Source organism: Bacillus sp. ok061, from assembly GCF_900108285.1.
Lineage (GTDB): Bacteria > Bacillota > Bacilli > Bacillales > Bacillaceae_G > Bacillus_A > Bacillus_A thuringiensis_S.
In genome coordinates this window covers 24,702-49,347 of sequence record NZ_FNUW01000035.1, presented here as the reverse complement: position 1 = coordinate 49,347, position 24,646 = coordinate 24,702, and the positions used below count along the sequence as shown (strand labels likewise).

The window sequence follows — 24,646 nt, the reverse complement described above, 5'->3', positions numbered from 1 at the left end:
AGGTATACCCAAGTTCGGCTGAAGGGATCGGTCTTGAAAACCGACAGGCGGCGAGAGTCGCGCGGGGGTTCGAATCCCTCTACCTCCTCCATTTTTTTAATTTAATATTGTCGCGGGGTGGAGCAGTACGGTAGCTCGTCGGGCTCATAACCCGAAGGTCGCAGGTTCAAATCCTGTCCCCGCAACCAAATGGTCCCGTGGTGTAGTGGTTAACATGCCTGCCTGTCACGCAGGAGATCGCCGGTTCGACCCCGGTCGGGACCGCCATTTATGTTGGCTCGGTAGCTCAGTCGGTAGAGCAGAGGACTGAAAATCCTCGTGTCGGCGGTTCGATTCCGTCCCGAGCCACCATTTTTTTTATGCCGGCTTAGCTCAATTGGTAGAGCAACTGACTTGTAATCAGTAGGTTGGGGGTTCAAGTCCTCTAGCCGGCATCATTTAGGGGCATAGTTTAAAGGTAGAACTGAGGTCTCCAAAACCTCCAGTGTGGGTTCGATTCCTACTGCCCCTGTAAAGTATATGGGCCTATAGCTCAGCTGGTTAGAGCGCACGCCTGATAAGCGTGAGGTCGATGGTTCGAGTCCATTTAGGCCCACCATATATTATTCCGCAGTAGCTCAGTGGTAGAGCTATCGGCTGTTAACCGATCGGTCGTAGGTTCGAGTCCTACCTGCGGAGCCATGGCCCGTTGGTCAAGTGGTTAAGACACCGCCCTTTCACGGCGGTAACACGGGTTCGAATCCCGTACGGGTCATACAAAAAAGAGTCAGCATTATGCTGGCTCTTTTTTATTTTGTTGATCCTTTTTATAATGTTACTTTCCAGAAATAAATAAAGGAATTTTGGAAAAGCTATGGTATGTATAAAAAGGAGGAAATAAATAATGACACGAGTTAGAGACTTAATGAGTACCCGTATTGTACATTGTACACCGCTAGACAATGTATATGAGGCAGCTGTAAAAATGAAGGAAGAATCGGTTGGATTAATTCCTGTTGTTGAAAATGAGCAAGTTGTTGGGCTTGTTACTGATCGAGATTTAGTTGTTCGAGGGATTGCTGAAAAACATCCTGGATCTAATAAAATTACAAATGTAATGACAACAAATATTATCTCAGTTTCTCCAAATGATTCTATTGAAAAAGCTACAGAGCTAATGGCACAGTATCAAATTAGACGGTTACCAGTAGTTGATAGTGGTCAGCTTATTGGCATGTTAGCACTAGGAGATTTAGCTATAAGGGAATCGGCAGATGATCAAGCTGGATTTGCCTTGAGCGAAATCTCAGAGCATACGGAATAAATCGAAAATTTAATTAACCAAGATTTTAATGGTCACTCATAAAGAGCTAAATTATATATAAAGTTCAGATGCATTATTCTAGTATATATGGATTAAACTAATATGTTAGCGTGATGTATCTGAGGCATTATATAATAAGTATATGGTGAATACTTTCGACAGTTTTTTAAAATTTGTTATTCTTAATTTTTAATAAGAGAAAAGATGATATACTGATAGATATAAGTATTATGATAGATTTCGAATATAACAATATTAATTTTTAATAGTACGATAATAAATTAATATTTCCTACATAGATGAAAAGGGAAGGGGAATTATATGAAGGCTGTACAGGGCGATCCAAATTGGAATTTGGTTACAGATACATATATAGAACCAAATAATTTCGCTGAATTATTTTCTTTGCTTGTACCTTGCCACCCAAAAGGTGAGGGGAAAGAACGAACTATATTAGTATGGAAAGAGAAAGAATTTTATAAAGAAGAAAATTTAGCGGCATTTATCGTATATGGCATGAATAAAGTAAAGAATTTACCGCAGTTTCATAAAGATGAAATTCCAACTTTAGTGCGTATTCTTCGCTTATGCCAAGAGATTGGTTGGTATGAAGAGGCAAATACTTTTATGATAGCGCAAGGATTAGCTGAGTTTGTTCATACTTCATTGGAATATGAAACATGGGATCTTTTGACGCAATCAGTTGCTTTAAACTATTTAATTATTAAATATCGTATCGGTGAGTTGATAGATAGGGATATTGAAATTTGGGATAGAGTTAAATTTAATGAGAAATGTATAACAGAGTGTAAACATTTATTATCTCATAAAGAAGTATTGGAATTTACATTCTTTTATATGTGCAAGAGAGCAAAATCATTATCAAAAGAGCAATTAAATAGTGATATGATGAGTTTAGCAATGTATTGTAATACTTTCGTATATGATTTATATACACATGATTTATTACGTAAATATCGTAAGTGTACAGATTTCCTATCATATTATGGACCTAGTCAGGCAGTTTTAGCATGTCAAAGAGCTGTATTATCTCAAATTTCCGATCGCTTAGACCCGTTAAAGACAACTCATGTAGATGATTATTTATATGTGATGAAAGAAATGATGGAGCATATGACGCTAGGAGTAATGGATCGATACGGTCATTTTATTGGCAAGCTACTATCTTACGTACCATTTTTCGAAATGATACAAGTTCCACAACATGCATATTATTGTGAAGAATTACTGTATATTTGTAAGGGCATTGAATATAAAGAAGAAACACTACGCAATTATATATTTATACAATTACATGATTGTTTACCATCATTCTTTAGGCTATTTCTTAAAAATAAGCGTTACGCAACGATTCATGATATTCTTTTCTATTGGTGCGATGACGAACAACGAATGAGCTTAGAGAAAAAATATAATCTGAGCTTTATTTATGAAAAATATGCTTGTGGATAAACAATATTTTCGATATGAAAAATTAATATAAATTAAAAAGGATCTCCAGTTTATGTGAGATCCTTTTTTGTTAGTAAAACAAGGAGAAAGTGATTAAGACAAGAAATAACATTCCATATAGGAGAAGTTGTGCAGTATAACTTCCTTGTATACCAAAAAAAGTATTGGCTTTCTTATACAAATTCAATATGTATTTTATTGGAGTATCTTTGAAAGATTGGTACACAGTGTCCCCTCTTTCTAAGCTTCTTGTTCTTGTTTTTGTTTATAAGGGACATTAATATATCTAGCTACAAATAATAAAACAGCCATAAAGAATACTGGAAATACAGTAGATAAATAAAAGCCATTACTAATTATATTTGTTATGAGAGCACTCAAAAGAAAAATAGCATTATAAATATGGGCAATTTTTTGTTTTAGTTGCACTTGAAATGATTCCATCATAATTTCTAATGCAACAAAAGCAATAATAATAGATAAAAATACAATGTTTGTATTGTAAATGATTAAACAACAGATTAAACCTAAAAAGGCTACGTATTCAATTATAAGAGGTATATTGCGTGGCATACAATTTACCTAACTAAATATGGCAGTGGATTTACTGCATTTGTTTTTTCAAAATTCCATTCTCCATTATGTAATTCAAAATGAAGATGTTGCCCGTATGAATGACCTGTGTTTCCCATATGACCTATTAATTGTCCAGTTTGTACTTGATCACCAGCTTGTACAGTGCGATCCTTCATATGAGCATAAACAGTTGTATATAATTTCCCATTGATTTGATGCGCAATGAAAACAACATTGCCATAGCTAGCTGAATAATAAGATTTCACAACTTTACCTGCAGCAGCAGCTTGGATAGAGACGTTTCCTGGAGCGGCAATATCTATACCATAATGCATTTGTTCCCAGCGTATATCAAAGGTTGAGCTAATTCTTCCTTGAGCGGGGAATTTGAAAGCAGCTGGAATTGATGAAGGCTGATCTGTTTTAGCTTGTGGTTGATTTTGTACTACATAGTGTTTTGCTACATATCCGTATCCTGTGCCAAAACGAATTTTATACCAAGTTCCTACAGTTTCTACTACTTGTACTTGTGTACCGTTTTGTAATGAACCGAGTAGAGCGCTACTTGTACTAGCGTTGCTACGTACATTTAGATTAGATGTTGCAACAGTATATTTTGTATTATTTTGAACGGTGATTCCTTTTACTAAGGGTTGTGAACCATTAGAGATGAATGTTTTTTGTACGTAACCTGTTTGGCCATTATGTGATATTTTATACCATTCGCCTTGATCTTCTTGAACGGTAATAAACTTGCCATTTGGTAATACATCTAAAATAGAAGATTCTAAATTAGGTTCAGAGCGAACGTTTAATGCATTAGCATTAACGATGTATTGATCATTAGATTGAAGTTTGTTTTTTAGTAAAATAGCATCTTTTTGTACATAACCTACTTTATTATGAACAGATACTTTATACCAAACATTAGTTGTTTCAAGGATGTTCACTTTTGTATTAAAGCGAATTGTATCAATTGATGTGCTTTTTACATTATCTTCTGTATGCAATGCTACTTGGTCAACTTTGACATACCCAGTTTTAATATTAGATAATTGTTCAGCGTTTGCTTTTTGTACATTTATTTCACCCATAGAAGGAAGTAAAGAAGCAATCGCTACAGTAGTTGCTGTTAAAGCAGTAGCTTTCATATTCATGGAATAGAGACCTCCTCTAGTTGTATAGTTGTAATTTTATTATAGTATAAAGATATAATATAGTGGGTGTATTCACATAAATGTAATATGAAATCAATATAAAAATAAATTTTTTGAGGATAATGATTCCTTTTTATACGATTAATTAGGGTTTTATATTCTAAAATAGAATGAATGCATTGTATAATTTAGATATTTTGTTGATAATTAAGAAAATTAAAACAGTTGATGATGTCTTATTAGGGTGTTATACTGACAGTGATAATTTTATAGTTTGCTAGGAGAGCTGGTGTTGCCAGCTGAGAGTAGGCCGTAAGCCTTTGATCCTTTTTATTACCTGATCTAGATTATGCTAGCGTAGGGAAGCAATTCGGACACTAACAATGAGTCCCCGTTTCTTTGCGTATAGAAACGGGGCTTTTTTATTTGAAAATTTCATATTGAAACCACTAGGGGTGCTTGATTTGCTGAGAGAGGAATAATCCTTAACCCTTACAACACCTGATCTAGGTAATACTAGCGAAGGGAAGTGGAACATCGAATAAATGTATAATTTTATTTGCTGTAACCACTTCTTATATATAGAAGTGGTTTTTTATTTAGATACATATATTGAAAGGGGATAGAGAAATGAAATTTTGCGATAGATTATTAGAAACTGTGCAACCGGTTTGGGAGATGAGTCATAATCATCTGTTTGTAGTGGGTATGGGAGATGGCACGTTAGAAAAAGATAAATTCAAGTATTATATTATTCGAGATTATTTATATCTACTAGATTATGCAAAGTTATATGCGATTGGTGTTGTAAAAGCAACGAATCCACAAGTAATGGGAAAGTTTGCTGAACAAATTGATGGAATATTAAATGGCGAAATGACAATTCATAAACAATATGCAAAAAGGCTTGGAATTTCTATAGAGGAGATAGAGTCTGCGAAACCATCTGCTAAAAATTTAGCTTATACAAATTACATGATGTCTGTATCTCAAAATGGCACACTTGCGGAATTAATAGCAGCGCTTCTTCCATGTATGTGGAGTTACTGGGAAATTGGAAAGCGTTTAAATGATATTCCTGGGGCAAGAGATCATGAGTTCTTTGGTGAGTGGATTCAAGGATATAGTTCTGAAGAATATGGTAACCTTTGTATTTGGTTAATAGATTTATTAAATGAAATGGCAGTTGGAAAGTCTGAGAAGGAACTAGACCGATTAGAGGAGATTTTCCTATATTCCAGTCGATTTGAATATTTATTCTGGGATATGTCCTATCGTAAGGAGATGTGGGGATTTGAGGAGCAAGAACATACTACAGTTTCATAATGTTTCTTTTCATTATGATGAGAAGCCAATCATCCATGAATTAAATGCTTCTATACACGAGAAAGAGTTTGTAAGTATTATCGGACCGAGTGGATGTGGGAAAAGTACTTTATTTCGCCTTATTACAGGTCTAGAGAAGGTAAGTACTGGACAGATAGAACTGACAGAAACGAAGCACCATCCTGTAGGGTATATGCCGCAAAAAGATATGCTTTTGCCGTGGAGAACAATTATTGAGAATGCCGCGTTGCCGCTAGAGTGCCAAGGTGTACAGAAGAACGAAGCACAAGTAAAGGCAAAGGAACTGTTACATAAATTTGGTTTACAAGGATATGAGACAAAACATCCGAAAGATTTATCTGGTGGTATGAGGCAACGCGTATCTTTTATCCGAACTTTATTAACGGGCGGGGAGATATTGTTATTAGATGAACCGTTTAGCGCGTTAGATGCTTTAACGAAGGCCTCTTTGCAAGAATGGTTGTTTGAACAATGGCAAGAGTGGGAAAAAACAATTTTATTCATTACTCATGATGTTGAAGAAGCGTTATTTCTTTCGAACCGAGTTTTAGTAGTGGAACAGCAGCCGATAACGACTTTGACTGAGCGGATTGTACCGCTTGATCATAACAGAACACGAAAAGATTTATATAAACCGGAAGTATTAGCGCTGAAAGATGAGCTTCTTAGTATGTTACAAAGGCAGGTACTTGTGTGATGAACCAATTGAAAGAATTAGTTCCTGCTATTACACTTTCTAGTATTTTACTTGCTGTGTGGGAAATAGGAGCAAGAATTGTAGATGAGATGTACATTTTACCGTCACCGTCTGCGATTGTAATGAAGATATGGAAACTAAAAGACATATTATTTACAGTTCATTTACCTGCAACGCTATACGTCGTTTTAATAGGTGTTGTTATCTCTATCGTATTAGGTGTAGGGCTAGCGATGTTAATGAATGCGAGTACATGGATGGAGAGAGCATTTTATCCATTATTAGTTGCTTCACAAACGATTCCGATTACTGCGCTTGCTCCGCTATTTGTTTTATGGTTTGGATACACAATTTGGAGTAAGGTTGTTGTCACAGTTTTAATTACGTTTTTCCCAATTGCGGTCAATACGTATGATGGACTGCGTAGTACAAAAAAAGAATGGGAGGAGCTCTTAGTTACATATGGAGCAACAAAAAGAGATATTTTTCTTAAATTAAAGTTGCCGTCTGCTCTTCCTTATTTTTTCTCAGCTTTAAAAATTGCAGTTCCGCTTAGTGTTATCGGAGCAGCAATTGGAGAATGGCTCGGTGCACAAGCTGGGCTTGGGTATTTCAGTAAGAGAATGATGACGCAGTTAGATGGAGCTGGCGTATTTGCACCCATTGTATTGTTATCATTATTAGCTATTTTCTTCGTCGTACTTATTTCCATATTAGAAAAGAAATTCATTAGTTGGAGGAAGCATTCATGAAATTTTTAAAGCGCATCTTTGTGTTTACATTATTAATTGCAATGATTGCAGGATGTTCGAGTAATTCAGCATCAGACAAAAGTAAAAAAGAGAAAGAAATAACAGTCATGTTAGATTGGTATCCAAATGCGGTACATAGCTTTATCTATGCAGCAATTGAAAAAGGATACTTTAAAGAAGAAGGTGTAAAGGTAAATATTAAATTCCCTTCTAATCCGACTGATCCATTAACACTGGCAGCAGCAGGGAAGGTGACAGTTGGCTTGTACTATCAGCCAGATGTTGTTATGGCGAGAGCGAATGAGCAAATTCCAGTGAAATCAATTGGGGCTGTCGTACGTTCACCATTAAATCATGTTGTATCACTGAAATCAGCAGGCATTCAATCACCGAAAGATTTAGAAGGAAAAACAGTAGGATACTCTGGAACACCTTTAAGTGAGATGTATTTAAAAACGATGGTAAAAGAAGCTGGTGGTAATCCTGATACAGTGAAAGTAGTTGATGTTGGATTTGATTTAGTACCAGCATTAATTACGAAGAAAGTAGATGCTGTAACAGGGGCGTACATTAACCATGAAGTACCTGTTATGCGTCATGAAGGCCATGAACCAGCGTACTTTAATCCAGCTGATTACGGAGTACCAAATTATCATGAGCTTGTGTTTGTAACGGGTGATAAAACGTTGAAAAAAGATAAAGAAGCGTTGCAAGCTTTCTTACGTGGTACGAAAAAAGGCTATGATTTCATGAAGAAAAACCCAGATGAAGCATTGAATATTTTATTAAATCATCAAGAAAAAGAAAACTTCCCACTTGTGCCGGAAGTTGAAAAGGAAAGTATGAAAATTTTATTAGAGAAGATGGAAACGAAAGATGAGCCATTCTTATCAGATTCAAAAGAGTCTTGGGAGAAACAAAATAAATGGCTGAAGGACAAAGGAATGGCGAAAGAAATCGTTCCGGCCGATGAGCTATTCGAAAATATTTTAAAGTAGGCGAATGAATATGAAAAATGAGCTCCACGTAATCTCAAATGGCCATATGTCATTCGAAGAGTTAGTGAATGTAGCGATGCAGATTGAGAGTGAGATTGATTATTTGCATATTCGTGAGCGTGAGAAGAGTACGAAGGAATTATATGAAGGGGTAGAAGGTCTTTTAATGGAGGGATTTCCAGCTTCTAAAATTGTTATAAACGATCGAATTGATATCGCCATTTTATTAAATATTCCTCGTGTTCAACTAGGATATCGAAGCACAGATGTAAAGTCAGTGAAAGAAAAGTTTTCGTATTTGCATGTCGGTTATTCTGTGCATTCGCTAGATGAAGCGATTGTAGCATTTAAAAATGGAGCGGATTCACTCGTTTATGGCCATGTATTTCCGACAGAATGTAAAAAAGGTGTGCCAGCGAGAGGGCTTGAAGAAATCGCAGACATTTCAAGGTGTTTATCTATACCGATTACAGCAATTGGAGGAATTACTCCAGAAAACACAATGGATGTTCTTACTAACGGTGTAAGCGGTATAGCAGTTATGTCCGGAATTATAAGTAGTAGTAACCCATATAGCAAAGCGAAATCTTATAAGGAATCAATAAGAAAGTGGGCGGAAAAACATGTGTGAGAAGTATGATGTAGCGATTATTGGTGGTGGTGTAATTGGTAGTTCAGTTGCACATTTTCTAGCAGAAAGAGGACATAAAGTAGCGATTGTCGAGAAGCAAAGAATTGCATCGGAAGCTTCGAAAGCAGCTGCTGGTTTACTTGGTGTTCAAGCAGAATGGGATGCGTATGATCCGCTATTTGAACTTGCTAGAGAAAGCCGAGCTATATTTCCACAACTTGCAACAGTTTTACGTGAAAAGACGGGTATTGATATTGGATATGAAGAAAAAGGAATTTATCGTATTGCTCAAAATGAAGATGAGAAGAAAAGAATTCTTCACATTATGGATTGGCAGCAAAAAACAGGTGAAGATTCCTATTTTCTAACGGGGAACCATTTGCGGGAAAAAGAGCCGTACCTATCTGAATCCATTATAGGAGCAGTATATTATCCGAAAGATGGTCACGTTATTGCACCAGAGCTTACGAAAGCATTCGCACATTCTGCGGCAACTTCCGGTGCGGATATATATGAACAGACAGAAGTGTTTGATATTCGTATTGAAAATAATAAAGTGACCGGAATTGTTACAAGTGAAGGTATGATTGCATGCGAGAAAGTTGTTATTGCTGGTGGTTCATGGAGCACGAAGTTACTAAGTTATTTTCACCGCGATTGGGGTACATATCCAGTTAAAGGAGAAGTGGTTGCAGTAAGAAGTAGAAAACAACTTTTAAAAGCACCTATTTTTCAAGAAAGATTTTATATTGCTCCAAAGCGCGGTGGACGTTACGTAATTGGGGCAACAATGAAGCCTCATACGTTCAATAAAACTGTACAGCCAGAAAGTATTACTTCTATATTAGAGCGGGCTTATACAATATTGCCAGCTTTAAAAGGAGCAGAATGGGAAAGCACGTGGGCAGGGTTAAGACCACAATCGAATCATGAAGCTCCTTATATGGGAGAGCATGAAGAAATAAAAGGTTTCTATGCTTGCACGGGCCATTATCGAAACGGTATTTTATTAAGTCCTATTTCTGGCCAATATATGGCCGATTTAATAGAAGGAAAGCAAGAGAATCATTTACTAGATTCATTGCTTTCTAGAAGAGTTTAGAAAGGGGATGGAAGTTTGAAATTAAAAATTAATGGTAACCAAATTGAAGTGCCAGCGAGTGTAAAAACAGTAGCTGAGCTACTTACACATTTAGAGCTAGATAACAGAATTGTTGTAGTAGAGCGTAATAAAGATATTTTACAAAAAGATGATCATACAGATACATCTGTTTTTGATGGAGACCAAATTGAGATTGTAACTTTCGTAGGAGGCGGTTGATTATGTTAAACATTGGGCCATTTTCATTTCATTCTAGACTTTTATTAGGAACAGGTAAATTCCCTGATTTTGACGTACAACAAAAAGCAATTGACGTTTCTGAAGCTGAAATTTTAACGTTTGCAGTACGTCGTATGGATATCTTTGATGCAAAGCAACCTAATTTATTAGAGAAACTTGATGTGAAAAAATATACGTTATTACCAAATACAGCAGGGGCAAAAAACGCTGAAGAGGCTGTTCGTATTGCAAAATTAGCAAAAGCTTCTGGGCTTTGTGACATGATAAAGGTAGAAGTTATTGGTGATGATAGAACGTTATTACCGGATCCGGTAGAAACGTTAAAGGCATCTGAAATGTTACTGGAAGAAGGATTTATCGTACTTCCGTATACATCTGATGATGTTGTATTAGCACGTAAATTACAAGAACTTGGCGTGCATGCGATTATGCCAGGAGCATCTCCAATCGGATCAGGACTTGGTATTGTAAATCCATTAAATTTGAGCTTCATTATTGAACAAGCGACAGTACCAGTTATCGTTGATGCCGGTATTGGTAGCCCAGCTGATGCGGCATTTGCAATGGAATTAGGAGCGGATGGTGTGTTATTAAATACGGCTGTGTCAGGAGCAAAAGATCCTATTAAGATGGCACAAGCAATGAAATTAAGTATTGAGGCAGGACGTTTAGGCTTTGAAGCAGGTCGTATTGCACGTAAACGTTGTGCAACGGCAAGTAGTCCTTTAGAAGGAATGAGCGTAGTTGAATAATCGATATTCTCGCCAAGAATTATTTTCTCCGATTGGGGAAGAAGGCCAGCAAAAGATAAGAGAAAAGCATGTGCTTATTATCGGCGCGGGCGCACTAGGTAGTGCAAATGCAGAGATGTTTGTAAGAGCAGGTGTTGGCAAGATAACAATTGTTGACCGTGATTATGTCGATTGGAGTAATTTACAAAGACAACAATTGTATGCAGAGAGCGACGTAAAGAATAATCTTCCAAAAGCTATAGCGGCTAAAAAACGTTTAGAAGAGATTAATAGCGATGTAACAATAGAAGCTCTCGTTCAAGATGTAACAGCTGAAGAGTTAGAAGAACTTGTTACAAATGTTGATGTAATTATTGATGCGACTGATAATTTTGAAACACGCTTTATTGTGAATGATATAGCACAAAAATATTCTATTCCATGGATTTACGGTGCATGTGTAGGTAGTTACGGTCTTTCTTACACAATCCTTCCTAGTAAAACACCATGTTTATCATGTTTATTACAGTCGATTCCGCTTGGCGGGGCAACATGTGATACAGCCGGTATTATATCACCTGCTGTATCTCTTGTCGTTTCTCATCAAGTAACAGAAGCTCTTAAACTGTTAGTAGAAGATTACGAATCACTTCGAGATGGGCTTGTATCGTTTGATATGTGGAAGAATGAGTATTCATGTATGAATGTGCAAAAGCTTCGCCAGCATAATTGTCCTTCATGCGGAGAGAATGCATTATATCCGTATTTAAATAAAGAGAACACATCAAAAACAGCAGTTTTATGCGGGCGAAATACAGTTCAAATTAGACCACCTCATAAAGAGGAAATGAATTTTGAACAATATAAAGAGTTGCTGGAAGGTCGTGTGAATGATTTAAATGTAAATCCATATTTACTATCATTTTCTGTTGAAGACAAGAGGTTAGTCGCCTTTAAAGATGGCCGTGTGCTTGTACATGGAACGAAAGATATAAGCGAAGCAAAAACGATTTATCATCGCTATTTTGGATAGAAAAGGATGAGTGGGATGAAAGTGAATAAAGCTTTAACAATTGCAGGGTCTGATAGCGGCGGCGGTGCTGGAATTCAGGCAGATTTAAAAACATTCCAAGAGCTTGGTGTATACGGAATGACGGCTATTACGGCAATTACTGCTCAAAACACGCTTGGCGTTCAAGGGGTATATCCTGTTCCGTTAGAAGGTGTTACAGAACAGCTGAATTCAATTGGTACGGATTTAACACCAGATGCAGTGAAACTAGGAATGTTATTTAGTAGTGAAATAATTCAAATTGTTGCAGAACAAATTAAAAAGTTTGGCTGGAATAATATTGTGCTAGATCCCGTTATGATTGCAAAAGGCGGTGCATCATTATTACAGCAAGAAGCAGTTCAAGCATTAAAAGAATATTTATTACCAGTAGCAACTGTTATAACACCGAATGTCCCAGAAGCAGAAGTGTTAACTGGGATGGAGATTCATAACGTTGAAGATAGTAAGGAAGCTGCAAAAGTATTGCACGAATTAGGTGCTAAATATGTGCTTATGAAGGGCGGACATGCAGAATATCAAGGTAATGAAGTAATTGATTTCCTCTTTGATGGAGAAAAATTTATTGAGTTTAGAAGCGAGCGAATTCCTTCAAAGCAAACGCACGGAAGTGGGTGTACATTTGCTTCAGCGGTTACAGCAGGACTTGCGAAAGGATACTCAATTGAAGATGCTGTTCAAGAAGCAAAACGATTTATTAGTATAGCAATTGAAGAGCCATTGAATATTGGTAGTGGCCATGGGCCGACGAATCATTTTGCATATAAGTTGAATAAAACGCGCGCATAGGTGAGTAAAAAGTCAGTTTGATAACTGGCTTTTTTTCTGTTTACTTTTTCAAAATACAGGAGTAATATATCAGCCAGAATATATTTTTTGTAAACGCTGAGTCCAATTATATGGAGCGGGGGAACCAATTTGTGCGTCGGCACTAGGGGTGAATCTTTCAATTTTGAAAGTAGGGCTACTCTCAAAGTCCGAATCCGACAGCTAACTTCGTAAGCGTCTTGAGAGAGGACGGTGCCATGATGGATACATCACTTCATCGATCTGATTAGTATAGGGGAATATCAATCTATGCTTGATTTCTTTTATACTAAGGAGGATGAGGTACATGGAACTAACACTTATTTGTGTTGGAGAAGAGAACAAGATAAAGAGTTTAAGAGAGCTAGTATCATTTCAACATGAGTTAATTATTTGTACAGCAAATGAAGAGATAGCGGCTGAAGTTAGGAATTGTGGGTTTGATTGGACTTATAGCTGCAGTAAGGAGCAGGACTTTACTAGTATTTGTGAGTGTATTAAGAAGGTGATTTTACTAGGGGATGAGCTTCCAATCGTTAGTTTTTTCACAGAACACATTCGCTTTTCTTTTCAAGCACCTATTACTGTTGTTACAAGGAATAAACGATATCCAGCGAGGCTCTATGAAACAATTGGAGCTAAGTTTGTCGTGTTTACAAATTGTGATAATATTTCTTTTTTATTTTTTGAATAGGGCGGGGGAAGAAATGATGAAGGTATTATTACTTGGAGATATAGCAAATCGTTGGGCAGTATCGGTAGAGCGAGTTCAAGAATTGGTTCAGATCGATCCCCTTTTTCCAGGGCCATATATTATATTACCATCAAAAGATGCTTTGTATTTAGAGATGGATATTACCGAGTATGAGCAGCTACATGCAGAATTGACACAAGTTTATATTCGCGGGAGAAATTTACGTGCATTTTTACGAGGAGAATAAAGGTTGAATAAAAAAGAGCGAATGCTGAGTGCGACAAGCTATGCACTTCATGTCATTCGCTCTTTTTATTTCATATTTAAAAGGTCATTTTTAAGAAAAAAGAAGAGAAATAAAGAAAATAGATGAAATAATAGTAATAATCTTCAATGTAAGCGTTTAAATGAATGTAAATATTATTATTTTCAGTAATTTACCCCTTTACAAGTGAAATATAGAGGAGTATATTTACTCTCATAAATCATTCATAAAATTTCCAAAAAAACCTAAAATCGCTGAGTTCCAGAAATGGAGCGGGGGAACCAATTTTGTGCATCGTCACTTGGGGTGAATCTTTCAGTTTTGAAAGTAGGGCTACTCTTTAGGCCCGAATCCGACAGCTAACCTCGTAAGCGTTTAGAGAGGAGGTTTACTTTTTGTTGTTCATTTTTGAACACTGAGTAGAGCTCAGTGTTCTTTTTTAATATTTAAATGGTAAATTTTAACAAAAGAAGTGAGGGATAGCTATGTTAGATGTTGTAATGGTCGGGATTTTTATTTTATTAGTTGCATCGATGGCAAGTCTTGCAAGTTGGTCAGATAAAGTTGTGAAAGAAGGAAAACAATCATGATGATTGTCTTATCGGTTATTGTCGCAGCAATTACAGTGTATTTAGTGTATGCATTATTAAATCCAGAGAAGTTTTAATTAGGGGGAATCATTCATTATGATTTGGGTTGCAGTCATTATTACAATGCTCTTGTTTATTTTAGTAGCAAAGCCAACGGGGATTTATTTAGAAAAAGCTTTTCAAGGTAGCAAAACGCTAGATAAAGTATTCGGGCCTTTTGAAAAACTTATTTTTAAAATTACGGGTGTAAAAGAATACAATCAAACGTGGAAACAGTACGCATTATCATTAGTTTTACTCAACGGATTTATGATTGTTGTTGTATATTTCATTTTCAGATTACAAGGTGTGTTGCCGCTAAATCCAGCGCATATTGAAGGGATGGAGCCTACGCTCGCTTTTAATACAGCGATTAGTTTTATGGCTGATACAAACTTACAGCATTATAGCGGTGAAAATGGTTTATCCTATTTATCACAATTGATCGGGATTACATTTTTAATGTTTGCGGCACCAGCAACGACATTAGCGCTCGTTATGGCTTTTATAAGAGGACTTGCTGGAAAAGAACTTGGTAACTTTTTCGTTGATTTTACGAGAGCGTTAACGAGAGTGTTTCTTCCTATCGCATTTATTGCAGCACTAGTTTTTGTCGCACTTGGCGTACCACAAACGTTAGATGGGGCGGTTACAGCACAAACGATTGAAGGTGCAAAGCAAAGTATTTTACGTGGACCTGTTGCATCATTCGTTTCCATTAAGGAACTTGGAAATAACGGCGGTGGATTTTTCGGAGCAAACTCTACGCATCCTTTCGAAAATCCAGGACAAATGAGTAATATTTTGCAAATGATGCTTATGATGTTATTACCAACAGCACTTCCATTTACGTACGGACGAATGGTAGGAAATAAAAAACAAGGTCGCATCCTTTTCGTGTCACTATTTATGGTATTTTTACTAGGGTTTATAACAATTACGACATCTGAACTAAACGGGAATCCGGCATTAAATGGAATGGGTATCGAACATGTACAAGGGAGTACAGAAGGGAAGGAAGTACGATTTGGAACAGTATTTTCTTCACTATACGCAACGGTAACGACAGCTGCTGAAACAGGCGCTGTTAATACGATGCATGATACATTAACACCAATTGGCGGTCTAGTTCCACTTGTAAATATGATGTTAAATACAGTGTATGGCGGCGTTGGAGCAGGTTTTGTAAACATTATTATGTATGCAATTATTGCAGTGTTTATATCTGGGTTAATGGTTGGACGGACACCAGAGTTTTTAGGTAAAAAGATTGAAGGTAAGGAAATGAAATTAATTGCGGTCACGATTTTATTTCATCCATTGCTCATTTTAGGATTTTCGGCATTAGCTCTTTCAACAAATTTAGGGACGGATGCTATTTCTCATTCCGGTTTCCACGGTTTAACGCAAGTTGTATATGAATATACATCGTCAGCTGCGAATAACGGATCTGGATTTGAAGGATTAGGAGATAATACACCGTTTTGGAATATTACGACTGGTTTAGTTATGTTTTTAGGACGCTACTTCAGTTTAATTACGATGTTGGCTGTGGCAGCTTCGCTGAAAGAAAAAGCGGTAGTGCCAGAAACAGTCGGAACGTTCCGTACAGATAATAGTTTATTTGGTGGCATCTTCATCGGAACAATTGTAATTGTCGGTGCATTAACATTCTTCCCGATGTTAGTACTTGGACCAATTGCAGAATTTCTTACATTGAAGTAATGGAGGGTAAATGATGAGACCGGTAGTAGTAAAAGAAAAACAATTAAATAAGTCACAAATACATGCTGTAGAAGATGAAGTTAGACAAGCAAAAACGATGGATCGTGATATCGTAACACATGCGATGAAACAATCCGTTGCGAAATTGAATCCGAAAGTCATGATAAAGAATCCGATTATGTTCGTTGTGGAAATTGGGTTTATCATTACGTTCATTTTATCTTTTATTCCAAGCAGTTCTAGTAGTATACCAGGATGGTTTAATATAACAGTTTCTCTTATTCTATTATTTACAGTTTTATTTGCAAATTTTGCAGAAGCATTAGCAGAAGGTCGTGGTAAGGCGCAAGCCGATTCTTTAAAGCAGTCGAAGAAAGATGTGTTTGCAAATGTTGTAAAAGAAAATGGAGACATTGTCCAAGTTTCAGCAACTGATCTTAGAAAAGGTGACGTTGTTATCGTAAAACAAGGAGAAATGATTCCGAATGATGGTGAAGTTATTAAAGGATTAGCGTCTGTAGATGAATCTGCAATTACAGGGGAATCAGCTCCTGTTATAAAAGAAGCAGGCGGTGATTTTTGTTCCGTAACAGGTGGAACGATGGTGGTAAGTGATGAAATTACAATTGTCATTACGAGTAATCCTGGTGAATCATTTATCGACAAAATGATTTCTTTAGTAGAAGGAGCTGCTCGTCAAAAAACGCCGAATGAGATTGCTTTAAATACAGTATTAACGAGCTTAACTCTTATTTTCTTGATTGTCGTTGTGACGTTGCCGATTTTTACAAATTATTTAGGTTTTCAAATTGATACAGCTGTACTCGTAGCATTGTTAGTATGTTTAATTCCAACGACAATTGGTGGTTTGCTATCAGCGATTGGTATTGCTGGGATGGACCGGGTGACAAAATTTAACGTGTTAGCGATGTCAGGGAAAGCAGTAGAAGCTGCGGGCGATATTAATACAATTATTTTAGATAAAACAGGTACAATTACTTTTGGGAACCGGATGGCTCATACATTATTGCCTGTAGGAAATGAAACGATTGAGCAAGTTGGAAAGTGGGCTGCTATTAGTTCTGTTTTAGATGAAACACCAGAAGGTCGATCTGTTATCGAGTATGTGCAGGGAAAATCTATATCATATAATAGAGAACTTGCAGAACAAGGTGAGTTTGTTCCGTTTAAAGCAGAAACGAGAATGAGTGGTGTTGATTTACAAGACGGAACGAAAGTGAGAAAAGGTGCTGTAGGTGCCGTTATTGAATGGGTTGGGTCACAAGGCGGAACAATTCCGAAAGATGTAAATCAAAAAGCAGACTTAATTTCAAAAGAGGGTGGAACACCACTTGTAGTTGCAGTAGATAATCGTATTTACGGTTTAATTTATTTAAAAGATACAGTAAAACCGGGTATGCGTGAGCGTTTTGAACAGTTACGCCAAATGGGGATTAAAACGGTTATGTGTACAGGTGATAATCCGTTAACAGCAGCAACGATTGCAAAAGAAGCAGGGGTAGATGAATTCGTTGCCGAGTGTAAACCAGAAGATAAAATTGCTGTTATTAAAGCAGAGCAAGATAAAGGGAAACTTGTAGCGATGACAGGTGATGGTACAAATGATGCTCCAGCATTAGCACAGGCTGACGTTGGATTAGCGATGAATAGTGGTACGACAGCAGCGAAAGAAGCGGCGAACATGATTGATTTAGACTCGAATCCGACAAAAATTATTGAGGTTGTAGGAATTGGTAAGCAATTGTTAATGACGCGTGGTGCGTTAACGACATTTAGTATTGCGAATGATATAGCGAAATACTTTGCGATTATTCCAGCGATGTTTACACTTGCAATTCCGCAAATGGAAGCATTGAACATAATGAAGTTAACATCACCACTGTCAGCGATTTTATCAGCATTAATATTTAACGCTGTTATTATTCCATTACTCATTCCGTTAGCGATGAAAGGTATCGCATATAAACCGATGAGTTCTAATGCATTGCTTAGCCGAAACTTACTTATTTATGGGCTTGGTGGAGTTATCGTTCCGTTCATTGGAATTAAGGTAATTGATATGATTGTCGGCTTGTTCATATAAGGAAGAGGGGAAAAAGATGGAGAAGAAACAAAGTATAGTATCACCAATTATTCGTATTACTTTTACATTTCTAGTGTTGTGTGGACTTGTATACCCACTTATTGTTACTGGTATTGCACAAGCAGTGATGAAGGATAATGCGGATGGAAGTCTAATATATAATGATAAAAATGAAGTGATTGGTTCTAAATTAATCGGGCAAAACTTCACGGATCCACGTTATTTTCAAGGGCGTGTTTCTAGTATTGAATATAAGGCTGAAGCATCTGGTTCAAATAACTATGCACCATCTAATCCAGATTTAGCAAAACGGGTAGAGAAAAGTATTGAAGAGTGGAAGAAACAAAATCCAACTGTTCCAGTTACAGAAGTGCCGATCGATTTAGTAACGAATTCAGGTTCAGGGCTAGATCCTGATATTAGTCCGAAGGCGGCGTCCGTACAGGTAGAGCGCATCTCGAAATTAACGAGAATCCCGAAAGAAACGCTGGATCAGTTGATTAAAGATCAAACAGAAGGTGCAGCACTTGGTTTATTAGGAGAAGATCGCGTGAACGTTTTAAAGTTAAATTTAGAATTACAGAAACTACTGAAATAGTAACAGTGCTACCTCAATCTAATGGATTGAGGTAGCGTTGTTTCGAAAGAAAGGTTGTGAATGTTTTGTATGCAGATGACTATAAACCGACGTTTCAAAGGCGAACGCCAGAGGAATATTTAGAATATATTCGTCAGCAAAACCGCGGGAAGTTAAAGCTATATGTAGGGGCAGCTCCAGGCGTAGGAAAAAGTTATAAAATGCTCTTTGATGCAAGAGAGATGAAAAAAGATGGAATTGATATTGTAATTGGTTTAATTGAAACGCACGGAAGAAAAGAGACGGAAGAAGCAATTGCTGATTTAGAAAAATTTCCTTTGAAAGAAATACAGTATAAAGGAAAGGTATTTTATGAGCTTGATGTGGAAGGAATAAAAAAACGCGCACCGCAAGTAGTTGTAGTGGATGAACTCGCACATAGTAATGTTCCTGGTTCTAAGCATAAAAAACGTTATATGGATGTGCAGGAATTGTTAGAGGCTGGTATATCGGTATTATCAGCTTTTAATATTCAACATTTAGAAAGTGTTCATGATATTGTAGCTCAAATTACGAATGTAAAAGTAAGAGAACGAATTCCAGATTTTATTTTACAAAAGGCAAATGAAATTCAGCTTGTTGATGCAACGCCCGAGGTATTAAGGAAGAGACTAATAGACGGAAAGATATATAAAGAAGAAAAAATTCAGCAAAGTTTACAAAACTTCTTTACACTTAATAATTTAGGAGCACTTAGGGAATTATCACTTCGAGAAGTTGCTGATGATATGGACGAGAAAATTAGCCAAACAGTAATAGAACCGATTGGTGTAAAAGAAAAAATTCTCGTTTGTGTACAATACAGTTCAACAGCGGAGAAATTAATACGACGGGGATGGCGCATGGCTGATCGGTTAAATGCTGAATTGTACGTATTAAACGTTGAGAGGGAAAATATAGATTCTATTTCAGCTGGAAAAAAGCAGACGATTGAAGAGTGGAAGTTGCTAACGAATCAATTTGATGCAAGTTTTATATTAGAAGAAGCAAAGGGAAGAAAGCCAGCAGATGTTATTATTGAAGTGGCAAAAAGATTACAGGTGACGCAAATTTTACTTGGACAATCGGCAAGAACAAGATGGGAAGAAATACGAAAAGGCTCTATTGTAAATGAAATTATGAGACAAACAAAGTATATTGATATTCATATTGTTGCGGATCAAAGAGGGTAAAATAGAGCCGACCTTTTTGGGGGGCTCTATTTTACTTTTTGTACAGCATGAAAGCGTAGCATTTTCATTGCATATAAGATTACAAGTAAAAATATAATTGCGCCTAGGAAGAAAATCCAAAAGTGATTTTGGTTAAATAAAAGAAATCCACCTATAAGTGGCCCTGTGCCCATACCAATATAGCGGATGAAGTTGTACATACCGATAGCTGTTGCGCGCTCTTGTACGAATTCTGCTGTTAATAAAGTAGTGTGAGTTGGCATAGAAAGTCCCATACTAAAACCGTACAAAGATGTAGCGATAATGATGAATGGGATATTGATGCTATATGTGAAAGAGAATAAAACGACACATATAATATTGAAGAAACTCGTAATAAATAAAGCTTGCTTTGTTGTGAGGCGTTTTTGCAAAAACTTGTAGCAATAACTCCCTAGCATAATAGAAAGAGACATTGGTACAAACATAAGACCAATTTCACTTGCAGTTAAGTGAAATGAATTTGTTAAAATGCTCGGTAAAAAAACGAGGAAGCAAAAGTAAATACAAAATTGAATGAAGCCAATAAGAGTAATAGAAAATCCAGTTTTATTTTTTAAGATAAGAGAGTAATTCTTTCGTGCTTTAGACTGCTTAATTACATTTGGCTTTGTTTCTGGAAGTAGTGAAATGTTTATAATTAATAAGATAATGCCAAGTATAGATAAAAAGAGAAATACAGATAAGTGACCATTTATACTGCCGAGATAACCACCTATGAGAGGGGCCATTGCAGGTGCGAGGGCAAGTAACATTTGGTATAGGCTCATCGCTTTACCTCGTTCTTTTCCCTCAAATAAATCGCCGATAATCGTTGCTGAAACTACAGGTATAGCCGCTATTCCTATAGCTTGAACAGCTCTAAAAAATAGAAATAAATAAATGTTCGCCGAAAAAGCACATCCGATTGAACCAATTGTACTAATGACTAAACTAGGGATAAGGACAGATTTTCTCCCTTTTGTATCAATTAAAGGTCCATATATGAGCTGCATAATCGCAAGAACGAATGTGAAAAGTGAAACTGTTACATTTACAAGATAAAGAGAAGTATGAAATGAATTTTGAATCATCGGTAAGATAGGTGTATAAATATTTTGAGCGAAGGAACCAAGTAAGGCACTAATACAGATAACATATAAAATGAAATTTAGTTTAGATTTTTTCATCATGTTAACCTCCTTGTAATTTAGTTTCCTTGGAAACTAAATTTATTTTAACATGTTTTTCTCACTTGTAAATATGAAAAAATAATTTTAAAATGATATATAGTTAAATTGTTTCTTTGGAAACTTAGGGGGCGAACGGATTGGATCATGCAACGAAACAAATGGAAATACTTTCGGACATTCGTACACTTTTGCATAAAAAAGAAGAACATTTAAAACGACAAAACGAGAAATTTCTTCGTGAGACAGGTGTAAGTGGCATGTCATTATCTGAGTTACATGTAATCGAATGTATCGGAAAAAATGGTTTGATGAATGTAACGGCAATTACGACAGAAATGGGCATGACGAAGGGAGCAATCTCTAAAATTTGTACAAAGTTGTTTCAAAAGCAATTCGTTGAGAAGATGCAAATGTTAGATAATCAAAAAGAAATCTTCTTCCGCTTAACGGAAAGTGGAAATGAAATATATATAGCTCATGAAAAATTGCATAAGCAAGCTGAAGAAAAGTGGTTGTTACTTTTAGATGGATATACGAAAGAAGAGCAAGACTTTATTCAAAGGTTTATAAAGGATGTCTCCGATTATTTGGAAATATAATTGGAAGAAAAAACTCCTTTTTCTCAAGTCTTTTCAATATAATTTCTGAAAGAACTCATATATAATAGAAAAAGATACTTAACATGGTGAATAATTAAAGAGTCAATATATATAGAGGAGAGAGTAACATGCTTGAAAGTACGGGGTTAGTATTAGAAGGCGGCGGTATGCGTGGTGTATATACGGGCGGGATATTAGAATACTTTATGGAACAAGATTTATATTTTCCATATGTAATTGGTGTATCAGCTGGTGCTTGTCATGCAGCGTCGTATCTTTCCAGACAAAGAAATAGAAATAAAACGGTCAATATTGATTACGCATCACATCCGAAATATTTATCGTATAAAAACTTATGGAGAAAACGTCAACTATTTGATATGGATTTCATTTTTCATGAAATTCCAGAAAAGCATGTACCGTTTGATTTTGAAACATACTTTAATAGCCCAGAGCGTTTCCTTGTAGGAACGACGGATTGTGAAACAGGACAATCAGTTTATTTTGAAAAAGAAGGAACGAATGATGATGCGCTAAATTTATTACAAGCGTCTAGTTCATTGCCTTTCATTGCACCGGTAGTAAATTATCGTGGTAAGCAGTTATTAGATGGTGGGATTTCTGATCCAATTCCAGTTCGTAAAGCACAGGAAGATGGATTTGAAAAATCAGTCGTTATTTTAACGAGAAATCATGGTTACGCGAAGAAAAAATCAAAATTCGGATGGATTGCAGGAAAAGCTTATAAAAAATATCCGAATCTTGTTAACACGATGCTCAATCGTTATGAAGTGTATAATGAAACACTACACTATATTGAAAAAGAAGAGCAAGCTGGTAATTTATTTGTTATTCGCCCAGAAGTGCCGCTTCAAGTAGATCGTATGGAAAAAGATACAGCAAAACTACAAAATTTATACGAGCAAGGCTATGAAGATGCAAAGAGACAATTTGCAGATTTGCAGGCGTTTTTGCAAAAATAATAATTAGGCTGTGGAGATGGAGTTCTCTGCAGTCTTTTTATATTGTTTTTAAAAAATGTATAAATGTTTAAGCTTTTTAAGAGTTTGTAAAACATATAGTTTTCTTATTGAGGAACATGCGATTGAAAGATACTATGACGATGTAGCACTATTGAATTATTTATTTAAGAGGTGATTGTTATGAAGGGAAAAGTTTTTACAATAACAACATTCGTGTTATTAGCAACAGCAATCTCAACTAGTGCCTTCTACTCAACGTTAAGCGTTCATAAAAACGATAATCTGCTATCTTATAGAGCTCAAACTACTACGAATCAAAATGCATCCCATTGTTCTGTAACGATTTCTTTTATTAATTCAAATGGAAGTTATACATATATTGAAAGTGCCTCGGATAAATTAGGACCTTATGAATCGGGAAGGGCATTAAATGCTACTGTGAGTAACGATGCGTTTAACGGCTTTGGTGCAAAAGGAGTATACTCGGAGCATTATGCGAATGAGGATAATGACTATCAAGAAGATACACACAAAGGTACTTTTGATAGTAATGGTAACTTACGATTACAGTGGTAAAAAGCATTAAACAGTTGTCTTTATAAATATTTGGATAAGGAGAAGGGGATGTTCATTATCTCCTTCTTATTTAAAAGGAGCACAGACATGTACCTAGCTTTTAAAAATATAAAAAGCAATAAACTGTTTTTCTTAATTCTCCTTATGTCATTTTTTATTTCTTTTCTTTCTATATCAATAGCCGCACTTTTAACAGAGTCTAAACGAAACTTTATATCTGCTTTTCAAATCGGTTTTCCAGAGAAGAATCAAGTTTTAACTGTTCCGATAGCGAATGCAACTGAATTGGAAGAAATAATTCCTTTCATACAAGATACTTTTGTGAAAAGTGATATTTACGTAGAGCATTTAAAAGCATTAAATAGTTCAGGGGCAACAAAGATCATAGCTGTGAACTTAAAAGATGATTATTATTGGAAGCCATATATTTCTGAGGGACAATATTTTTATCGTGAAAATGTAAACGATATGGTTGTTGGCGATCAAACGAATGTAGAGGAATTATATGAATTTGATGATACATATAAAAAAATAGGAACTATATCGAGAAAAGACAGTGACGTCGGTGTAGCAGGCATATACGTTCCACTTCAAAACTTACCTACTATATCTAAAAAAGGTATTATCGCGAGTAAACAATTACAATTAACAGTTGTTAATCCTACATCATCTATTCATAACGAAATAAAAAAGTTTATGGATAGGAGTAAAGAAGTGCTTTCGGGAGATGTTCAAATACTGAATGAACGAGATCTTCAGGAACTACATGTGACACATATAGATCCAGCAAATAAGTATTATTATAAATTCATTCTTGTTGCAATTGTTTCTGGCATTTCTGCGGTTTTATTTTGGATTTATAAAAAAGAAAGAGAGATTTCATTAAAAAAGGCAGTAGGTGCTTCTAATATATCTGTTTACTGCGAACTATATATTCAAATTTTGTTTATTTCTCTAGCAGCGATGTTCTTAGTTTTTATTACGCTAGAAATATTTTCGGGAACAATTCATACGTATTTTCAGACATACTTAGTAAAACCGTTAACACTATATGTATTGATATGTAATGTTGTTTTTATAATTTTTCTTACATTTTTTGTTACTGTAATTCCAATCAAGCACGTTATAAATATATATCCCGGAAAACATTTAAGAACGTAGGAGG

General features: G+C 36.0%; 27 protein-coding genes, 8 tRNA genes and 4 riboswitches. Of the genes, 32 read left to right on the top strand and 3 right to left on the bottom strand.

The window, feature by feature from the left end:
• Positions 1–111 precede the first annotated feature (111 nt).
• The 10 genes from C4S65_RS29370 (at position 112) to C4S65_RS29325 (ending at position 2,776) form a co-directional block, all read left to right on the top strand.
• Positions 112–188, top strand: a tRNA-Met gene (locus C4S65_RS29370).
• Between the two features lie 3 nt (positions 189–191).
• Positions 192–267, top strand: a tRNA-Asp gene (locus C4S65_RS29365).
• Between the two features lie 8 nt (positions 268–275).
• Positions 276–351 (top strand) — tRNA-Phe (locus tag C4S65_RS29360).
• Between the two features lie 10 nt (positions 352–361).
• A tRNA-Thr gene (locus C4S65_RS29355) sits at positions 362–434 on the top strand.
• 6 nt (positions 435–440) lie between these two features.
• Positions 441–511, top strand: a tRNA-Trp gene (locus tag C4S65_RS29350).
• Positions 512–521: 10 nt separating this feature from the next.
• Positions 522–598 (top strand) — tRNA-Ile (locus tag C4S65_RS29345).
• 8 nt (positions 599–606) lie between these two features.
• Positions 607–681: transfer RNA gene (locus tag C4S65_RS29340), tRNA-Asn, on the top strand.
• Between the two features lies 1 nt (position 682).
• Positions 683–754, top strand: a tRNA-Glu gene (locus tag C4S65_RS29335).
• A gap of 129 nt (positions 755–883) precedes the next feature.
• Entirely contained in the window at positions 884–1,303 is a 420-nt protein-coding gene (locus tag C4S65_RS29330; RefSeq protein WP_000199019.1) for a CBS domain-containing protein, read from the top strand.
• 321 nt (positions 1,304–1,624) lie between these two features.
• Positions 1,625–2,776, top strand: a complete 1,152-nt coding sequence (locus tag C4S65_RS29325) for a DUF3965 domain-containing protein (RefSeq protein ID WP_000648917.1) — start codon at positions 1,625–1,627, stop codon at positions 2,774–2,776.
• Between the two features lie 240 nt (positions 2,777–3,016).
• Here C4S65_RS29325 and C4S65_RS29315 read toward each other — a convergent pair whose 3' ends face one another.
• Positions 3,017–3,349 (bottom strand): hypothetical protein, encoded by a 333-nt coding sequence (locus C4S65_RS29315; protein ID WP_001137821.1) that lies wholly within the window; start codon positions 3,347–3,349, stop codon positions 3,017–3,019.
• Positions 3,350–3,354: 5 nt separating this feature from the next.
• The gene (locus tag C4S65_RS29310; RefSeq protein WP_061667665.1) at positions 3,355–4,509 is read right to left on the bottom strand and encodes an SH3 domain-containing protein; all 1,155 of its coding nucleotides are present in this window, start codon (positions 4,507–4,509) and stop codon (positions 3,355–3,357) included.
• A 269-nt stretch (positions 4,510–4,778) separates the two neighbouring features.
• Positions 4,779–4,890, top strand: a riboswitch (TPP riboswitch).
• 60 nt (positions 4,891–4,950) lie between these two features.
• Positions 4,951–5,054, top strand: a riboswitch (TPP riboswitch).
• Positions 5,055–5,139: 85 nt separating this feature from the next.
• On the opposite strand from C4S65_RS29310, the gene tenA reads away from it, so the two are divergent.
• The 18 genes from tenA (at position 5,140) to kdpDN (ending at position 20,112) form a co-directional block, all read left to right on the top strand.
• Positions 5,140–5,835: a thiaminase II gene (gene tenA, locus C4S65_RS29305; protein ID WP_103945732.1), complete on the top strand. Its 696-nt coding sequence runs from the start codon at positions 5,140–5,142 to the stop codon at positions 5,833–5,835.
• Entirely contained in the window at positions 5,804–6,553 is a 750-nt protein-coding gene (locus C4S65_RS29300; RefSeq protein WP_001256794.1) for an ABC transporter ATP-binding protein, read from the top strand. The genes tenA and C4S65_RS29300 overlap by 32 nt, the downstream gene beginning before the upstream one ends.
• Positions 6,553–7,305, top strand: coding sequence for an ABC transporter permease (locus C4S65_RS29295; RefSeq protein WP_001072530.1), 753 nt, complete (start codon positions 6,553–6,555; stop codon positions 7,303–7,305). Before C4S65_RS29300 ends, C4S65_RS29295 begins: the two co-directional genes overlap by 1 nt.
• On the top strand, positions 7,302–8,303 hold the full coding sequence (locus C4S65_RS29290) for an ABC transporter substrate-binding protein (protein WP_097959975.1): 1,002 nt from the start codon (positions 7,302–7,304) through the stop codon (positions 8,301–8,303). The genes C4S65_RS29295 and C4S65_RS29290 overlap by 4 nt, the downstream gene beginning before the upstream one ends.
• A gap of 10 nt (positions 8,304–8,313) precedes the next feature.
• Complete coding sequence (gene tenI / locus C4S65_RS29285) at positions 8,314–8,934, top strand: thiazole tautomerase TenI (protein ID WP_000787177.1); 621 nt, start codon at positions 8,314–8,316, stop codon at positions 8,932–8,934.
• On the top strand, positions 8,927–10,036 hold the full coding sequence (gene thiO, locus C4S65_RS29280) for a glycine oxidase ThiO (RefSeq protein ID WP_000333303.1): 1,110 nt from the start codon (positions 8,927–8,929) through the stop codon (positions 10,034–10,036). The genes tenI and thiO overlap by 8 nt, the downstream gene beginning before the upstream one ends.
• Before the next feature lie 15 nt (positions 10,037–10,051).
• Positions 10,052–10,255, top strand: coding sequence for a sulfur carrier protein ThiS (gene thiS / locus C4S65_RS29275; RefSeq protein WP_000768350.1), 204 nt, complete (start codon positions 10,052–10,054; stop codon positions 10,253–10,255).
• A gap of 2 nt (positions 10,256–10,257) precedes the next feature.
• The gene (gene thiG / locus C4S65_RS29270) at positions 10,258–11,028 is read left to right on the top strand and encodes a thiazole synthase (RefSeq protein WP_000931981.1); all 771 of its coding nucleotides are present in this window, start codon (positions 10,258–10,260) and stop codon (positions 11,026–11,028) included.
• Complete coding sequence (gene thiF, locus C4S65_RS29265) at positions 11,021–12,040, top strand: thiazole biosynthesis adenylyltransferase ThiF (RefSeq protein WP_061667661.1); 1,020 nt, start codon at positions 11,021–11,023, stop codon at positions 12,038–12,040. Before thiG ends, thiF begins: the two co-directional genes overlap by 8 nt.
• A gap of 15 nt (positions 12,041–12,055) precedes the next feature.
• Positions 12,056–12,868, top strand: coding sequence for a bifunctional hydroxymethylpyrimidine kinase/phosphomethylpyrimidine kinase (gene thiD / locus C4S65_RS29260; protein WP_000867391.1), 813 nt, complete (start codon positions 12,056–12,058; stop codon positions 12,866–12,868).
• A gap of 84 nt (positions 12,869–12,952) precedes the next feature.
• Positions 12,953–13,100: riboswitch (cyclic di-AMP (ydaO/yuaA leader) on the top strand.
• A 93-nt stretch (positions 13,101–13,193) separates the two neighbouring features.
• Positions 13,194–13,580: a hypothetical protein gene (locus C4S65_RS29255; RefSeq protein ID WP_000424064.1), complete on the top strand. Its 387-nt coding sequence runs from the start codon at positions 13,194–13,196 to the stop codon at positions 13,578–13,580.
• Positions 13,581–13,593: 13 nt separating this feature from the next.
• On the top strand, positions 13,594–13,827 hold the full coding sequence (locus C4S65_RS29250) for a hypothetical protein (protein ID WP_002025339.1): 234 nt from the start codon (positions 13,594–13,596) through the stop codon (positions 13,825–13,827).
• Between the two features lie 260 nt (positions 13,828–14,087).
• A riboswitch (cyclic di-AMP (ydaO/yuaA leader) is annotated at positions 14,088–14,233 on the top strand.
• Between the two features lie 97 nt (positions 14,234–14,330).
• On the top strand, positions 14,331–14,435 hold the full coding sequence (locus C4S65_RS29240) for a SipW-dependent-type signal peptide-containing protein (RefSeq protein WP_000887894.1): 105 nt from the start codon (positions 14,331–14,333) through the stop codon (positions 14,433–14,435).
• Positions 14,432–14,512, top strand: coding sequence for a K(+)-transporting ATPase subunit F (gene kdpF, locus C4S65_RS29235; RefSeq protein WP_000973728.1), 81 nt, complete (start codon positions 14,432–14,434; stop codon positions 14,510–14,512). The genes C4S65_RS29240 and kdpF overlap by 4 nt, the downstream gene beginning before the upstream one ends.
• A gap of 19 nt (positions 14,513–14,531) precedes the next feature.
• Positions 14,532–16,199 (top strand): potassium-transporting ATPase subunit KdpA, encoded by a 1,668-nt coding sequence (gene kdpA, locus C4S65_RS29230; protein ID WP_086406543.1) that lies wholly within the window; start codon positions 14,532–14,534, stop codon positions 16,197–16,199.
• Between the two features lie 13 nt (positions 16,200–16,212).
• The gene (gene kdpB / locus C4S65_RS29225; RefSeq protein WP_001248005.1) at positions 16,213–18,303 is read left to right on the top strand and encodes a potassium-transporting ATPase subunit KdpB; all 2,091 of its coding nucleotides are present in this window, start codon (positions 16,213–16,215) and stop codon (positions 18,301–18,303) included.
• A 16-nt stretch (positions 18,304–18,319) separates the two neighbouring features.
• Entirely contained in the window at positions 18,320–18,901 is a 582-nt protein-coding gene (kdpC, locus tag C4S65_RS29220; protein ID WP_086406542.1) for a K(+)-transporting ATPase subunit C, read from the top strand.
• 56 nt (positions 18,902–18,957) lie between these two features.
• Positions 18,958–20,112: a KdpD-like non-kinase potassium sensor gene (kdpDN, locus tag C4S65_RS29215; RefSeq protein ID WP_003306340.1), complete on the top strand. Its 1,155-nt coding sequence runs from the start codon at positions 18,958–18,960 to the stop codon at positions 20,110–20,112.
• Positions 20,113–20,138: 26 nt separating this feature from the next.
• Here kdpDN and C4S65_RS29210 read toward each other — a convergent pair whose 3' ends face one another.
• Complete coding sequence (locus tag C4S65_RS29210; RefSeq protein WP_086406541.1) at positions 20,139–21,320, bottom strand: MFS transporter; 1,182 nt, start codon at positions 21,318–21,320, stop codon at positions 20,139–20,141.
• Positions 21,321–21,460: 140 nt separating this feature from the next.
• Between C4S65_RS29210 and C4S65_RS29205 the strand changes: the two genes are divergently transcribed.
• The 4 genes from C4S65_RS29205 to C4S65_RS29190 all read left to right on the top strand — a co-directional run bounded on the left by C4S65_RS29205 (position 21,461) and on the right by C4S65_RS29190 (position 24,642).
• Complete coding sequence (locus tag C4S65_RS29205; RefSeq protein WP_061667657.1) at positions 21,461–21,922, top strand: MarR family transcriptional regulator; 462 nt, start codon at positions 21,461–21,463, stop codon at positions 21,920–21,922.
• Positions 21,923–22,050: 128 nt separating this feature from the next.
• Positions 22,051–22,905, top strand: coding sequence for a patatin family protein (locus tag C4S65_RS29200; protein ID WP_061667656.1), 855 nt, complete (start codon positions 22,051–22,053; stop codon positions 22,903–22,905).
• Between the two features lie 180 nt (positions 22,906–23,085).
• Positions 23,086–23,481, top strand: coding sequence for a hypothetical protein (locus C4S65_RS29195; RefSeq protein ID WP_000676994.1), 396 nt, complete (start codon positions 23,086–23,088; stop codon positions 23,479–23,481).
• Positions 23,482–23,568: 87 nt separating this feature from the next.
• Positions 23,569–24,642: an ABC transporter permease gene (locus C4S65_RS29190; RefSeq protein ID WP_061667655.1), complete on the top strand. Its 1,074-nt coding sequence runs from the start codon at positions 23,569–23,571 to the stop codon at positions 24,640–24,642.
• The last annotated feature ends 4 nt before the right edge of the window (positions 24,643–24,646 follow it).